At 28.4% G+C, this 15,820-nt stretch carries 13 protein-coding genes; 10 read left to right on the top strand and 3 right to left on the bottom strand.

Going from position 1 to position 15,820, the window contains the following annotated elements:
- Positions 1–252 precede the first annotated feature (252 nt).
- The 3 genes from PTZ02_RS11165 to htpG all read left to right on the top strand — a co-directional run bounded on the left by PTZ02_RS11165 (position 253) and on the right by htpG (position 5,392).
- Positions 253–693: a GNAT family N-acetyltransferase gene (locus PTZ02_RS11165; RefSeq protein ID WP_274227860.1), complete on the top strand. Its 441-nt coding sequence runs from the start codon at positions 253–255 to the stop codon at positions 691–693.
- A 628-nt stretch (positions 694–1,321) separates the two neighbouring features.
- Positions 1,322–3,361 (top strand): putative bifunctional diguanylate cyclase/phosphodiesterase, encoded by a 2,040-nt coding sequence (locus PTZ02_RS11160; protein ID WP_274227859.1) that lies wholly within the window; start codon positions 1,322–1,324, stop codon positions 3,359–3,361.
- 150 nt (positions 3,362–3,511) lie between these two features.
- Entirely contained in the window at positions 3,512–5,392 is a 1,881-nt protein-coding gene (gene htpG, locus PTZ02_RS11155) for a molecular chaperone HtpG (protein WP_274227858.1), read from the top strand.
- Between the two features lie 122 nt (positions 5,393–5,514).
- On the opposite strand, the gene PTZ02_RS11150 is transcribed toward htpG, so the two are convergent.
- Together PTZ02_RS11150 and PTZ02_RS11145 are read right to left on the bottom strand one after the other, a co-directional pair.
- Positions 5,515–5,976 carry an ImmA/IrrE family metallo-endopeptidase gene (locus tag PTZ02_RS11150; protein ID WP_274227857.1) on the bottom strand — a complete coding sequence of 154 codons (462 nt, stop codon included), beginning with the start codon at positions 5,974–5,976 and terminating at the stop codon, positions 5,515–5,517.
- A gap of 23 nt (positions 5,977–5,999) precedes the next feature.
- Positions 6,000–6,323: a helix-turn-helix domain-containing protein gene (locus PTZ02_RS11145; RefSeq protein WP_274227856.1), complete on the bottom strand. Its 324-nt coding sequence runs from the start codon at positions 6,321–6,323 to the stop codon at positions 6,000–6,002.
- 390 nt (positions 6,324–6,713) lie between these two features.
- Here PTZ02_RS11145 and PTZ02_RS11140 point away from each other — a divergent pair, with 390 nt between their 5' ends.
- The 3 genes from PTZ02_RS11140 (at position 6,714) to PTZ02_RS11130 (ending at position 8,747) form a co-directional block, all read left to right on the top strand.
- Entirely contained in the window at positions 6,714–7,160 is a 447-nt protein-coding gene (locus PTZ02_RS11140; protein ID WP_274227855.1) for a phage holin family protein, read from the top strand.
- Positions 7,161–7,189: 29 nt separating this feature from the next.
- Complete coding sequence (locus tag PTZ02_RS11135) at positions 7,190–8,083, top strand: peptidoglycan recognition protein family protein (protein WP_274227854.1); 894 nt, start codon at positions 7,190–7,192, stop codon at positions 8,081–8,083.
- A 64-nt stretch (positions 8,084–8,147) separates the two neighbouring features.
- Positions 8,148–8,747, top strand: coding sequence for a nitroreductase family protein (locus PTZ02_RS11130; protein ID WP_274227853.1), 600 nt, complete (start codon positions 8,148–8,150; stop codon positions 8,745–8,747).
- Positions 8,748–8,762: 15 nt separating this feature from the next.
- Here the strand turns inward: PTZ02_RS11130 and wsfD are convergent, their stop codons facing one another.
- Positions 8,763–10,265: a glycan biosynthesis hexose transferase WsfD gene (wsfD, locus tag PTZ02_RS11125; protein WP_274227852.1), complete on the bottom strand. Its 1,503-nt coding sequence runs from the start codon at positions 10,263–10,265 to the stop codon at positions 8,763–8,765.
- A 261-nt stretch (positions 10,266–10,526) separates the two neighbouring features.
- Between wsfD and PTZ02_RS11120 the strand changes: the two genes are divergently transcribed.
- From PTZ02_RS11120 to PTZ02_RS11105, 4 genes are all read left to right on the top strand, one after another.
- Positions 10,527–11,213 carry an ABC transporter ATP-binding protein gene (locus PTZ02_RS11120; RefSeq protein ID WP_202769535.1) on the top strand — a complete coding sequence of 229 codons (687 nt, stop codon included), beginning with the start codon at positions 10,527–10,529 and terminating at the stop codon, positions 11,211–11,213.
- A 20-nt stretch (positions 11,214–11,233) separates the two neighbouring features.
- A complete protein-coding gene (locus PTZ02_RS11115; protein ID WP_274227851.1) occupies positions 11,234–13,720 on the top strand; it encodes an ABC transporter permease in 2,487 nt (828 codons plus the stop codon).
- A gap of 107 nt (positions 13,721–13,827) precedes the next feature.
- Positions 13,828–14,520, top strand: a complete 693-nt coding sequence (locus PTZ02_RS11110; RefSeq protein ID WP_274227850.1) for a response regulator transcription factor — start codon at positions 13,828–13,830, stop codon at positions 14,518–14,520.
- Positions 14,521–14,548: 28 nt separating this feature from the next.
- The gene (locus tag PTZ02_RS11105) at positions 14,549–15,790 is read left to right on the top strand and encodes a HAMP domain-containing sensor histidine kinase (protein ID WP_274227849.1); all 1,242 of its coding nucleotides are present in this window, start codon (positions 14,549–14,551) and stop codon (positions 15,788–15,790) included.
- The last annotated feature ends 30 nt before the right edge of the window (positions 15,791–15,820 follow it).

Genomic DNA, 15,820 nt, shown 5'->3' with positions numbered 1-15,820 from the left:
TATTCATTTTTAATATTTTCAACTTTACTAGGATAGTAGGGGAATCTGCGTCATGCAATTAAAAGTAAATATTGTAGGAAACCTAAAATAAAAATATAGCATATTCTAATTTAAGTAATTAAAGAATTTGAAAATGTACACATATAAACCTTTTACGACTGGTACCATAAGAAATGTAAAAATCGATATTTTTAATAATATCAGTTTAAAATTATAAATTAAACATTAAAATTAAATAAATGGAGGAATAAAATGATCGAGGACTTAATAACAATTAAAGAATTAACAGAAGAGGAGCAGTGGACAGATGCTTTTTTAGTAATGAAACAATTACTAACTGATTTAGATGAGAAAAAATATTTACAACTTATAAAAGAGATGCACAAGGAAGGATATAAAATGTTTGCCCTACTTGAAAAAGGAAAAATTGTTGCAGTTACAGGTGTAATCCAGCTTACAAACTTATATTATGGAAAACATATCTGGGTTTATGACTTAATCACCGATGAAAGTAAAAGGTCAAAAGGATATGGGGAAAAACTTTTATTACATGTACAAACATGGGGTAAGGAAAATGGATGTGGGATAGTAGCACTTTCTTCTGGCTTTTCAAGAGTTGATGCACATAGATTTTATGAAGATAAGATGGGATATACTAAATCAAGTTATGTTTTTAGAAGACAAGTACAATAATTACCTGTCTTAGTATATAATAAAGCTACTGTATAATAGAATTTTGCTTCGCGATATTCTTAAAGGATGTAATAAAAATATAGCGTAATGATTATATAATTTTATTAAGTTTAATTAAGGTATATAACATGAAATTAAAATATATGTTATTATAACAATCTTTTTTATGAAATGCTAACAATAATGCAATTTGAATTGCGCTATTTATGATTGGAATGTAGTTAAATACTATTAATGGAATTGATAATTTGTTGAATGAGCGGAGAGTAAAATAATTAAATTAGTTCTTATATTAGGGATAAATAAAAGTAAATAATAAAGTACACTAAGTGAAAACTTGGTAGAAATATTCAACACACACCTCATTGTGAGACAGTTATGAAGTTAAGTAAATAAAGATCCATAAGCTAATTTATAGAATTTTAGCTTAATGTAAACATTTATCTTATTAATAAGATGAATGTTTTTTTATATATTTAATTGTATTATAGCGTTAAATAATTGTTATTTATGGATAAATATTTCTATACATTGGTGAAATAAGGTATAATAATATTTGTAAAAAATATACGGACAAACTTTAAGATTTTACTTTTATAAATAAAATTGTTTCTTTTGAGGTGAAGACGTGAAAAAGAAAAAAGTACCTAAAACTATTCCAGGCATAATAAAAGTAATAAATGAATCAAATGATATGAATACCATAGAGAGAATGGAGAACTATATAGGTTGCTACTATGGGATACCTGTATTACTAATTGGCGCAATAACTAATTATATACTTCATCATGAACTAAAAAGTGCTGTAGTAGACAGTATAATATTATTAGTATTATGCTTTTGCTTCATTATTACACAATATTTAAAGATAAAAACTAGAATTATTACTCATTGGATATCACTATTGTTTTCACTGGTGTTAATTTTTATAGCCATAAGAATTTATAAATATATTGGACCAGCTATATGGACTATAGCATTTATAAATATAATTATATCATCACTTAGAATTACAAGAGTTATGCTAAACTATTCTATTATTTCAACATTTTTGGTATGTATGTATTATTCTTTAGTACTTTCGAACACACCTTTTGAATTTGGTGTGACATATATAATAGTTCAAATAATATTATTTGCTTTAATTTTAGTTATAGCGCCAGTCGTACATCTAATCAATCAGGCACATTATGATAGAATAAATAAAATGTATATGACAGAAGTAAAGCAAAGGGAAGAACTAGAGAAAATGTATGATGATATTGCTGTTACTCATGCGGAACTCAGTTCTAGATACAACGAATTAAATGATAAAAACAATAAACTAAAGCTTAATGAGGAAAAGTTATATCGAATGGCTCATTTTGATATGGTAACTGAATTGCCAAATAGAAAGACAATTATGGACAAGATTAATGAACTTATAGAAACATTTCAGAATACTTTAGCTTCTTTTTATGTAATTTTCATAGATATTGATTCATTTAAAAAAATAAATGATACAATGGGACATCATGTAGGTGATATGTTTATAAAATTAGCAGCAAATCGTCTTAAAAAATCTATTAATGAGGAAGATTTAATAGGAAGACTTGGAGGAGATGAGTTTGCTTTAATAATTCAAAGGAATTTAAATGAAAAAGAAGCGTACTTATATGTGGAAAATATCAGAAAAGAATTTTCAGAGTCATTTATAATTGGAAATAATGAAATAAAATCTAGTGCAAGCTTTGGTGTAGCGGCTTTCCCAAGTGATGGAACTGAACAAGTGGAATTAATGAGAAATGCTGATACTGCAATGTATAAGGCAAAAGAGCTTGGAAAGAATAAAATACAATTTTTTAAAGATACAATGAAGAAAGAGTTATTAGATAAAATAAATTTTGAAACAAAATTAAAATCAGCACTACATAAGAATGAGTTCTTTTTGGTCTTTCAGCCAATATATAGTCTTAGCGAACATAAAATAAGAGGGTTTGAAGCTTTGGTGCGCTGGGAATCACCTGAACTGGGAATGGTAAGTCCAAGTGAATTTATACCAGTTGCAGAAGAGCTAGGAATAATAGTACCTTTAGGAGAGTGGATTATAAGAACAGCTTGCAAAAGTTTTAAAAATATTCAAGGTACATATAATAAAGACATAATACTTTCACTAAATTTTTCAGTAAAGCAGCTTGAAGCAACTAACATAATAGAAGTTATTGAATCTGCATTAAAAGATGCAGATTTAGACCCTAGGTTACTTGAAATAGAAGTAACAGAATCAATATTAATTAGTTCAATTGAAAATACTATTAATGTATTAGAGAAACTTAGAGAAATGAATATACAAATATCATTAGATGATTTCGGAACAGGATATTCATCTTTAAGCTATTTAAGAAGATTGCCTATAGATGTTTTAAAAATAGATAAATCATTTATAGATGATTTACTAAATGAAGATAAAAACTTAGAGATTATTGGTGGGATTATAGAGTTAGCACATAACTTAGGAATATTAGTTGTAGCAGAAGGAATAGAAGAAGAAATTCAAATAAATCATTTAGAGAGTCTTAAATGCGACTATATACAAGGATATCTTATTAGTAAGCCTATTAAAGAAGAGGAAATTGAGAAATTAAGCTCATTAAAAGAAATTAAAACTAAATTAATTCAAACTGTTTAAAGCCATAGAAATTTAATATTCTATGGCTTTCATTTTATACATATATTGACATTGGTTTTTAAAAGTGGTATATAAAAGTTATGGGTTAGCACTCTGATATAGAGAGTGCTAATAATAAAGATTGTTTTAATTTTGAAGGGAGAGATTTACTTGGAAACAAAACAATTTAAAGCAGAATCTAAAAGATTATTAGATCTAATGATCAACTCGATCTACACCCATAGGGAGATTTTTTTAAGGGAACTTATTTCAAATGCAAGTGATGCTATTGATAAGATTTATTACAAAGCATTAACGGATGATTCCTTAAGCTTTGAAAAAGACAATTATTATATCAAGATAGCTCTAGATAAGGAAAATAGAATACTTAGAATTATAGACACTGGCATAGGAATGACTAAAGAGGAACTTGATGATAACCTTGGTGTAATTGCTAAAAGTGGATCATTAAAATTCAAAAAAGAAACAGAATTAAAAGATGGATATGATATAATAGGACAATTTGGCGTAGGTTTTTATTCTGCATTTTTAGTATCAGATGATGTTACAGTTATAAGTAGAGCAGTTGGAAGTGATGAGGCATATAAGTGGCAATCTAAGGGTGTAGAAGGATATATCATAGAGAAATGTGAAAAAGAATCATTCGGTACTGAGATAATACTTAAAATAAAAGAAAATACAGAAGACGAAAGCTTTGATGAATATTTAGATGAATATAGAATAAAGAACATAATAAAAAAATATTCCGATTTTATAAGATATCCAATTAAGATGAATACAAGTAGTAGCAGACTTAAAGAAGGCAGTGAAAATGAATATGAAGACATCATAGAAGAACAAACAATTAATAGTATGGTTCCTATATGGAGAAAAAATAAGAATGAATTAACTAAAGAAGATTATGATAACTTTTATTCTGAAAAGCACTATGGATTTGATAAGCCTATAAAGCATATTCATATAAGCGTTGATGGAGTTGTAAGTTATAATGCAATTCTATTTATCCCAGAAAGAACACCATTTGATTTCTATACTAAGGAATATGAAAAGGGCTTAGAACTATATTCAAATGGGGTAATGATTATGAATAAATGCCCTGATTTATTACCGGATTACTTTGGGTTTGTAAAAGGTATAGTTGATTCAGAAGATTTATCACTTAATATTTCTAGAGAAATTCTGCAGCATGACAGACAACTTAAACTTATAGCTAAGAATATTAAAACAAAAATAAAAAATGAGTTAGAAAGTATATTAAAAAATGAAAGAGATAAGTACGAGGAATTCTATAAATCCTTTGGAAGACAACTGAAATATGGTATTTATAGTGATTTCGGGGCCAATAAAGAGGTACTGCAAGATATATTAATGTTCTATTCTTCGAAAGAGAAAAAGATGGTAACCTTAGGTGAGTATGTTTCAAGAATGACTGAAGAACAAAAATATATTTATTATGCTGCTGGAGAATCTATTGAGAGAATAGAAAAGCTACCTCAAACAGAACTTCTTCTTGATAAAGGATACGAGATACTATACTTTACTGATGATATAGATGAATTTGCTATAAAAACAATAATGAATTATAAGGATAAACAATTCAAATCTGTATCTAGTGGTGATTTAGGAATCGAATCAGATGAAAATGATGAAACTTCAGATACTAATAAAAATGAAAATAAAGATTTATTTGAAAATATGAAAAATAACTTATTAAATAAAGTTAAAGATGTAAGAGCATCAAAAAGATTGAAAAATCACCCTGTATGCTTAGCTAACGACGGTGAAGTTTCAATAGAAATGGAAAAGATACTTAATTCTATGCCTGATAATCAAAATATTAAGGCAGATAAGATATTGGAAATAAATATCAATCATCCAGTGTTTGAATCACTTAAAGAAGCATTCAAATCAGATAAAGACAAGTTCAATCTCTATACAGATATATTGTATAATCAAGCATTGCTTATAGAAGGGTTATCTATAAGTGATCCAGTAGAATTTACAAATAATATATGTAAAATAATGAAGTAAAAATAAGCACTCACTAAGAGAAATATCTATTAGTGAGTGCTTTTTAATCACAATGGCTATACGAATGTATGTTCTTTTAATGGGTATAAATTATCCAGTTGCAACTATTAAATCAACTGGTACTAAAATTTTTTTATTATGATAAGTCTTGGTTCAAAATAGATAAGATACTCTTCAATCTCGAACATAAGACCATATTTTTCGCGGTAATGGGTAATAGTTTCATTTAAGAATGTTTCTGTAACATTTAAGTATTCAGACATTTCATAAAGATTTCTTGTTCCAGCATTAAATGCTTTGATAATATCTAATAAACTAATAAGTCTTTCATATCCCCAGTTACGGGCAATTTTCTCTTGCTTAACATTTTCAATTTTTGTTTTATCTAATATATTACCAACAGTTTTGTGGTAATGTCCTAGTTCTTCAGCCAGAATACAAGCTTTTTCACTTGAAGTTTCAATTCTGGAATCAATAGCTATAGTATTATTTCCATAGAGGGCTTTAAGATTTCCCTTGAATTTCATTTGTATAATCTCTACACCCTCATCATATATCTCATTCTCTAAACTCTCGTAAGTCATTCTCCTCCCCCTTATAGTGAAAGTTATTGCTTTTTCTTTGATTTAATATATTTTATAAAATTCTCTATATCATCTAAGTCGTCTTTAGTAAAATCATCACCATCAAAGTGTGCAGCTAGGGTTTCTAATTTATTTGGTTTTCTTTGTTCTTCCCAACCCATTAAATATGTAGGTGAAACTTTTAATATTTCGGCTAGCTTCTCAATTGAATCAAGTTTAAGATTTTTTATTTCGCCACTTTCATATCTTTGAACAGTAGCCTTTGAAACACCCAGATATTCACCAACTTCTTGTAGTGTAAGTCCTAACTCTTCACGTCTCAGTTTAATTTTTTCATTCATATCCATTCTTACTACCTCACAAATTTAAGCTATCTTAATTATAACATAATTTACTTGATACGCAACAAATTATGCGAAAACGCTTAAAAAAGTTACGTAAAATGCATTGACAATAAAAAGTGACTGTGATAATATCTTGTTACGGAATACGTAACTTTATTATGTGGTGATGAATATTGTTATACAAAAGTGCAAGAGGAAAGTGATAAGAATGCTTAGTCTATTGATTGAATAAGTATTTTTTTTACTACTTAGTTACGTAAAAAGAAACAAAGGAATCGTTTATTTAAAAAGATTAATTAGGGTAGGAGGAATGAAATAAATAATGAGAAGGCATATAGTTTTATTTGACCAAAGATATTTGATTAATTTTTATTACATGAAAGGAGGCGTAAGATGGATAGGATAATCAATCTTAAAAATGGTATTCTTATAACAATTATAGCGGTTGGAGAAGAATTAGGTTTAATCTTAGGTGGGTACAATAGTATTCTAATTGCATTAATTTGCTGTATGATTATTGATTATATATGTAGTTTAATAGTAACTTTTGTGATTAAGAATTCTTTTGAAACAGAAAAAAGAGAAGCCCAAAATAAGGTAGGGTTAGCAAGGAAAGTTCTCATTTTATTGATTATTATCATGGTAAATCAGATAGATATAGTTTTAGGCTCCAGTGGATTTTTAAGAAATGCAGTTATGATAGGGTTTATGGCAAATGAGTGTCTATCTATTGTAGAAAAAGTGGGGCAGACCGGGATTGATTTGCCTCCAGTAGTAAAGAATGCAATAGATGTCCTTAAGAAAAAAAGTGAAATAAATCAGAATGATAAGAAAGATTGATAAAGATTATTGTATTAGGAGGATTTATTATGAGTATAAAAATAATTGATTTTAAATTAGGTTGGAATGGCGATTTACCCAATGGGGAAAATAAACCAAGCAGAATAGTATTACATCATGCAGAGGCTTCAGTATGTACTATATTAGACATTCATAGATGGCATTTGCAAAGGGGATATGCAGGTATAGGATATCATTACTTTGTAAGAAAAGATGGAACTATATATAAAGGAAGGCAAGAAAATCAAAGAGGAGCACATTGTCCAAGTGCTAATTATAATAGCTTAGGGATATGTTTTGAAGGTTCATATATGATAGAAGTACCACCTCAGGAACAGATAGATGCTGGGTTAGTTTTAATTGAAGATATTAAGAGCAGATATGGAAATAACCTGCAAGTATATGGACACAAGGATTTATATGCAACTAGCTGCCCTGGAGATAAATTTCCACTAGATGTTATTAAAAACTCGAAAGTAATTGCACCAATTGCAACTGCTCCAGTTCAAGAAGTTACAAAAGGAGATTTTACTTATCCAAATAATGCAAGAATACAAGGAGATTGGTTTTACGTTAGAGACAAGGATGGAACTATAATACCTGGACGAAGAGTAGATGATGGAGATAATATAACTGTATTAAATGTATTCTACTCAAAACAACTTGCTGAAATTGAGTATCCTACACAAACTGGGGTTAGAAAAGGGTATATTACAAATAATAGATTAATTAAATATTATAATCCTTATAATTGGACTAATGGCACCAATGAAATAAATACACACGAAACACCTAATGGAGAAGTTATTGGGTCTTTAGAAATAGGTGAAAGAGCAACTTTATTATATAAGGTTGGAGAATGGTCTCACGTTGTGTATACAACATCTTTAGGAGAATTCACTAAGAGTGGATATGTTAAATGATTAAAATTTCTCAAGAATCCATATAATAGTTAAATAAATTATTTCATAAGGAGGAATTTTTTTTATGGAAAAAGAGTTCCATTCAGCAGTGAAAGAAAGAAGAACAATAATAGAAGTGGGCAACGAAATATCTGTTCCAATAAAAAGAATTAGAGAAATAATAGAAGAATCTCTAAAGTATACTCCAACTGCCTTCAATTCACAAAGTGCAAGAATAGCTTTACTTCTTGGGGAGGAACATGAAAAGTTTTGGGAAGCAACAAAGGAACATATAATAAAAAATATTCAAAAAGATAGATTGAAAGCTAATATAGAAAAGATAAATGCTTTTAAGAAAGGATATGGAACTATATTATTTTTTGAAGACCTAAATATAATAGAATACTTAGAGCAAGATTATTCTACTTATAGAGAGTATTTTCCAGTATGGGCACATCAATCCAATGGTATGTTACAGTTTATTATATGGACATCTTTAGAAATAGAAGGGTTAGGGGCATCCCTGCAGCATTATAATACTTTTATAGATAGAGCTATAAAAGAGAAATGGAAGCTTCCTGACAGTTGGAAGCTTATAGCAGAGATGCCTTTTGGTAACCCAATTTCAATACCAGTAGAAAAGCATTTCCAAAAAATCAACGAAAGATATAAGGAATTTAAATAAAATATAAGACAGGAGCTAAGAACTGCTCCTGTTTTTATATACCTTTTTATTATTAAATATAAAGTGTGAGATGTAAGTAATCATTACAATTAATACAATATCAAAGGTAAAGTTAAATAAAAAAAGTTGTTTTGTGGTATCAGCCTGCCCATTACCGATAAAGGGCATTGGAAATTGAAGTATTCCAATAAATAAAATTGACCAGAATAATTGAATTTTATGTTTTAAATCCTCCAAATGCTTTCTTTTTATATATATAAATAAAGAAGAGATAATGGCAAATATATATATCAAAGAAATAAAGACTAAATTCTTAGGGAGCATATTGTTCCTTAAAAAAGACCATAATGTAAATCTATTAAAAGAGTTAATTGGTGTAGAGCTATAACTTTTAGAATATTTGCCTAGTTTTGTTCCTGTAGAAAATGCATTGTTTGCAGTATATTCCATTCCCTTAACTAGTCTTAATGGATGGGTTATATAGAACCTTATTAATTTTCCACTAGATATTTTATTGTAAAAGTCTTCTTCAGTAATTAAAGTATGAGGAATATATTTTGTATAGGCACTGGTAATTAAATATGAGTGTTTTCCTGCCTCAGAAGCCATATCTGGGTTTAGACCTAAATTTATTAAATCCTGTCTTGGATTTTCAGAATCTTTGAGAATCCCATAGAATACAGAATTATATTGTGTATCCTTACTCATTTCTTTGTGTTTTAATTGAATTTGGACAGGATAAATTATTAAAATACAAAGTAATAAAAAACATATCACTTTCTTGAAAGGTCTTAATAAATTTTTATTTTCATATAAAAGCTTTATTAACATTACTAGAATAACCGGTAATGCTGCTATAACTTGCATTTTTGAACCTAAAAACAAAAACGAAGCAATAAAAATTAATATGATTGTAGAAAAAATATTTTTTTCTGATTTTAATACATATCTATGATATATATAGTATATCCATGAGGCTATATATAAAGTGAAGGTAGTAATCATCATAGGTTCACCATAAAGACTGTTGAACCACACTAAATAATTTCCATCAAACAAAACAAACAAGCTTAATGCTGCTAATAGAAAAAGAGTGAGTTTGTTTTTGATATTTAAATATCTAATTATTAAGTAGATTGATAGTGTATATATTATTCCATAAGCAATAGCTAAATATTGTGTTTTAAAAATATCACTCCCAAAAGCCTTGCAAATAAAGCTTATTATACTTATGAGATAAGACATACTTGTTGAAGTAAATGTAATTAATATCCTAGGAATAGTGAATGGAGCTATTTTATAATCTGTTACTGGGTATTTATAAAATCTTTCAAAGTTAGGATCCATAAAATCTTTTGAAGGTAATTGCAATCCTGATACACTCATTACTCTGTCGAAGTCACCTTGATCAGCTACTCCAGCTTCAGGATATTTAAAGAGTACAAATGCTATAATACCAAAAGCTAAAACAATAAAAGTCATTAATAGAAGTTTAGTAATATTCACTTTTAATTTCATTGAAATAATCCTTCTTTCTATAAAATTAAATAACTTGTATGAAAGGTTAGCATAGTAGTGTTAAGTTTGTAATATGTAATTTGCATATAATGTAAAGTATTCTCATAAGAGTGTAAAATTATTAGTTGAAACTATTAGCCAGAGAGTTTTCTTACGGAATTGTAAGAGAACTCTTTTTTATGTAAGTTAATAGACATAGAGTATGGTATTAATGCAAGCTATAATAAAAACATAAAGTGATGGATATAAGGAGAGATAAAAATGGAAGTTGTAAAAATTGAAAATTTAAATAAGACTTACGGTAAAGGTGAAAACAAAGTAGAAGCTTTAAGAAATGTTAATCTTTCTATTAACAAAGGTGAATTTGTAGCTATAGTTGGAGCATCAGGTTCGGGAAAAAGTACACTTCTCCACCTACTAGGAGGGCTTGATAAACCCACTAGTGGAAAAGTTGTTATTGATGGAGAGAGTATATATGATTACAAAGAAGAAAACCTCGCAATATTTAGAAGAAGGAAAATAGGGTTTATATTTCAATTCTTTAATCTAATACCTGTGCTTGATGTGGAAGAGAATATATCACTCCCAGCTCTTTTAGATAATGATAAAGTTGATAAGAAATATTTAGATGAGATAGTTGAATTACTAGGATTAAAAGAAAGAATAAGACATCTGCCTTCTGAACTTTCAGGAGGACAACAACAAAGAGTATCAATAGGAAGAGCATTACTTAATAAACCATCTATTGTACTTGCAGATGAACCAACAGGAAATTTAGATAGTAAGAATTCAAAAGAGGTTATTGAGCTTTTAAAATTTACTGCAAGAAAATACAATCAAACACTAATACTTATTACTCATGATGTAAATATTGCCTCTATGGCAGATAGAGTTATAACAATACAAGATGGTGAAATAATTTCTGATGAGCATTTAAAGAGTAATTAGGGGACAGAGGTGAAAAAATAATGATAACTAGTTATAAACAGATTACCGGAAGGTATCTTAAGTCAAATAAAAAAAGAACAATCTTAACTATAATAGGAATAGTATTATCAGTAGCTTTAATATCATCAATTGGTCTTTTTGTGAAAGGGCTACAATCTGCACAATTAGAGCAAACTAAAAATGACTATGGTTCATTTCACCTTATGTTTAAAAATACTGACGAAGAATTATTTTCTAAGGTAATTAATAACCCAAAGGTTTCTAAGTATGGTTACTATAAGTTGGTTAAAGATATAAAGGTAAATGACCGTTTAACGGCAAATGAAATAACAGCTACAGACGATGCATTAGAACTTACTCCCTACAAAATAAAAGAAGGAAATATGCCAGTAAAGGATAATGAAATTGCTCTAGAGCAATGGTCTCTTAAATATTTTTCAGAAACAACTAAAGTTGGAGACAAAATAAATATTAATAATAAGGAATTTATTCTTACTGGAATATTAGAAAATAGCATAAAAAGTCAGCTTGATAATAAACCAATACTATTAACGAAAGACAATAATATTTCTAAAAAAGGTTCTGTATTATTAGTTGAAATTGGGTCTAAAACTAACATAAGAAAAGGATTGGATGAACTAGAAAAACTGACAACAAAAGAAAACTATGTTGAAAATACTCCTGTATTAATGATAGAAGGGGCAGGTGGTCAAGATTCTGGGTCAAAAGGGCTATTTGCAACACTTTCAGTAATAATTGGTATTGTAGTAGTTTCAACAATAGCTGTTATATATAATTCATTCCAAATAAGTGTTGTAGAGAGAATAAAAGAATTTGGCTTATTAAGAGCTGTTGGAACTACACCAAGGCAAGTAAGAAATATTGTTTTCAGGGAAGCTACTATGCTGGCAATTATAGGTGTACCCCTTGGATTATTATGTGGATGTATAGCAATGGCAGTTATAAAGTGGGTGTTTAATATAATTGGAGGGGACTCTGTAATGCCTCTTAAGTTAGTTATTGATCCATTTGTAATAGGGTTGAGCACGGTGGTTGGAATAATATCTATATATTTATCAGCATTAATTCCAGCAGTTTTTGCAGGAAGAATATCACCACTAGAAGCTATAAGCAGTAGAACTTCAATAACAAAAGGCAAAATTAAAAGAAGTAATAATAGAATTATTAAAATGCTTTTTGGCTTTGAAGGAGCTATGGCTGCTAAGAATATTAAAAGAAATAGAAAGAGATATAGAATAACTGTTTTCTCTGTGTTAATAAGTGTTGTGCTTTTTGTATCTTTTAAGTCATTAGTTGATATGCTTATAAATGTCACTAATTCTCCAAATGAATCTAGAGATATTCATTTTACAGTATATAGTCAAGGTGACGATGCAAAGAAGAATTCTTTGGATTTTGATGAATTAGCGAAAAGTATAAAAAACTCCAATTTAGTGGATAAAGTTTATAAATCCTATAGTACTTATTCATTTGAGACTGCCATTAATAATGATAAAAAGGTAAAAGAAGTAGAAAATATAAATGGAGTATATAATAGCGCAAGTGTACATGGAACAGAAAAAACAATTCTAGAAGCAACTATAGCTGTATATGATGATGATTCTTTTGGAACAGCAAAAAAATATTTAGATTCAGGAAGTATTGATAGTGATAAACTTAATAAAGAAAATGGAGTAGTATTAATTAACAGAAATGCAATAGATAATTTGAAAACTAAAAAGAAATATGAAGGTCCAATAGCTAATCTTAAAGTGGGAGATGAAATAGAACTTCAACTTCAAGACTCAGATAAACCAGTGGAATTTGGAAAAGGGCAAGTTAAAAAAGTTAAAGTACTAGCAATTCTAAATAATGAACCTTTTGATTATTATGGAAGTCAAACTGGACTTAAGCTTATTACAACCAAAGAAGTGGCTAAGGCATTAACAGGAAGTGATATTACAATTAATTCACTGAACATAGCCCTTAAGGATGTAAAAGATGAAAATGCTGAACTTACAGATTTACAAGCGAAGACTAAGATTAATAATAATTTAAATGTAATAAACAATATAGACCAAAATAGAAGAGACAAATCAACAATGCTAATGCTTCAAATATTAGTGTATGGATTCATTATTGTAGTTTCACTAATAAGTAGTGTAAATATAGTTAATACTCTTACTACAAATATTATTTTGAGAAAAAGAGAATTTGCCACATTGAAATCTATTGGATTAACTCAAAGAGCCTTAAGGAAAATGATAATATTAGAAGGATTGCTTTATGCATTCTGGGGAACATTATATGGAGCTGTTATAGGGTCAGGATTATCATATTTAATGTTTAAAGGGCTAGGCGGAGTAAGAGAATTCCCTTGGTCTATTCCTTGGGAAGCGATAGTTATTGCTGGAATTGGAGCAGTAGTAATTGGATACCTTTCAGTATTATCACCACTAGCAAGAATTAAAAAGGATAATTTAATTGAAGTAATTAGAGAAGAATAAGGAGATGAAATGCTTCCGTACCATTGTGTAAGGAAGCTTTATTTCCATTATACGGAGAAAAATTATATAATAAATCTATGGGATAAGTAATTTAAGAGGTGATGGTATTGATTAAGTTATTATTAGTAGAAGATGATGAATCTTTAGCTATTGGAATTGAATTTACACTTAAAGATGAAGGATATGAGATCTTAAGGGCTTGCACTATAAAACAAGCCAATGAGTGTTTTGAAGCTAATGAAATAGATTTAATTATTTTAGATGTTAATTTACCAGATGGAAATGGATATGATTTATGTAGAGAAATTAGAAAGAAAAATGATGTTCCTATAATGTTTTTAACTGCATTAGATGAAGAAGTGAATATAGTTCTAGGGCTTGAAATTGGTGGAGATGATTATATTACTAAACCATTTAGGGTTAGGGAACTTTTATCAAGAGTAAAAGCTTTATTAAGAAGAAATTCAAAAAACCTATCAACGGGAAATAAGCTGAAAAGTTGGGATTTAGAAATAGATACATCTACAGCATCAGTAAAAAAACTAGGAAAAGAGATTACATTAACTGCACAAGAATATAAACTTTTATTAACTTTTCTATATAAGCCTGGGGTAATATTAAAGAGGGATGAAATATTGAAGGAACTTATTGAGGGAGAAGATGTTTTTTTTGATGAAAACACATTGTCTGTATATATTAAGAGAATAAGAGAAAAAATTGAGGATGATTCTAAAATTCCAGAATATATAGTTACTCAAAGAGGGTTAGGATATATGTGGAATAAAGAGGTTAGTCAGTGATAATGATTTTAAAGTAAGGAGTTAAAGTATGAGAAAAGAGTTTGTTAATCCAGAAATAAAAATAAGCTCCGCAGTTCTTTTTCTAATAATATCAATTTTTTTATTTGCTACTGTTATAACACAGAGGCTTTATTATAATGGATTGAAAAGTAGCTACATAAAAACCTTAGGTGCTGTTACAGAAAAAGCTATAGATAAGAATCCTGAACTTGAAAAAGAGCTAGTACCTTTAGTAACTAAAGGAATTACTAAGGAAGATGAATCTAGAGGAGAGAAATTTTTAAATCAATATGGGTTAAATACGGAACTAGAAAATAACTTATTTCCTTATTTAAATGAAAACAGTATTTTAGAGAACAGTTTTATAATAATAGAATTTTTAGTTATGGGTTTAGTTCTACTAATCTTTAACTTTTTTCAATATAAGGTATTTTACAAGAAAATAAGCTCATTAATAACTGGAGCTAAAAAAGTAATAGAAGGAGATTATTATTTGCCAATAAGTGAACATAAGGAAGGGGCATTATCAAAGCTTGCTTTATCCTTTAATTCAATGAGAGAGATAATAAGAAATAATATAAATGAATTAAGTAAAGAAAAACAATTTTTAGTGGATTTACTATCAGATATATCACATCAGTTAAAAACACCACTATCATCAATGATTGTATATAATGATATCATGCTAAATAAAGAATTAAGCAAAGAACAAAGAGAAACTTTTTTATTAAATAATCAAAATCAGCTTAATAGGATGAATTGGTTAATTCAAAGTATACTTAAGTTAGCTAAACTTGATGCTAAGGCAATCGAGTTTGAAAAAGAAGAACAAAGTCTAAATGAGACAATTGAAGAGGCTATTGAGGTATTGCAAAGTAAAGCACTTGAAAGAGAAGTTAGGATTTATTTTAATTCTGATGAAGAGGTAAAGTTTGAACATGATAGGTTATGGCTTCAAGAAGCATTTATAAATATAATTAAAAACGGAATTGAACATACAGATAATGGGGGAGAAATAAGGATAGATGTCTATGAGAATCCAATATACAAAAAAGTAATTATTGAAGATAATGGAGAAGGAATAGAGAGGGAAGATCTACCTAATATATTTAAGAGATTTTATAAAGGGAAAACTTCAAGAAATAGTGATTCAGTTGGAATAGGATTAGCATTAGGTAAATCAATAATAGAATCACATAATGGATATATTGAAGTAATGAGTCAAAGAGGAAAGGGTACAAAATTTACCATAACCTTCTTAAAATATTGATAAATTTAAAAATTTAGGAATAATAATGAA

It is taken from the genome of Clostridium sp. 'White wine YQ' (assembly GCF_028728205.1).
In the GTDB taxonomy this organism is placed as follows: Bacteria; Bacillota; Clostridia; order Clostridiales; family Clostridiaceae; genus Clostridium_T.
Note: the sequence above shows the minus strand (reverse complement) of the source record. Positions and strands in the feature narration are given on the sequence as shown.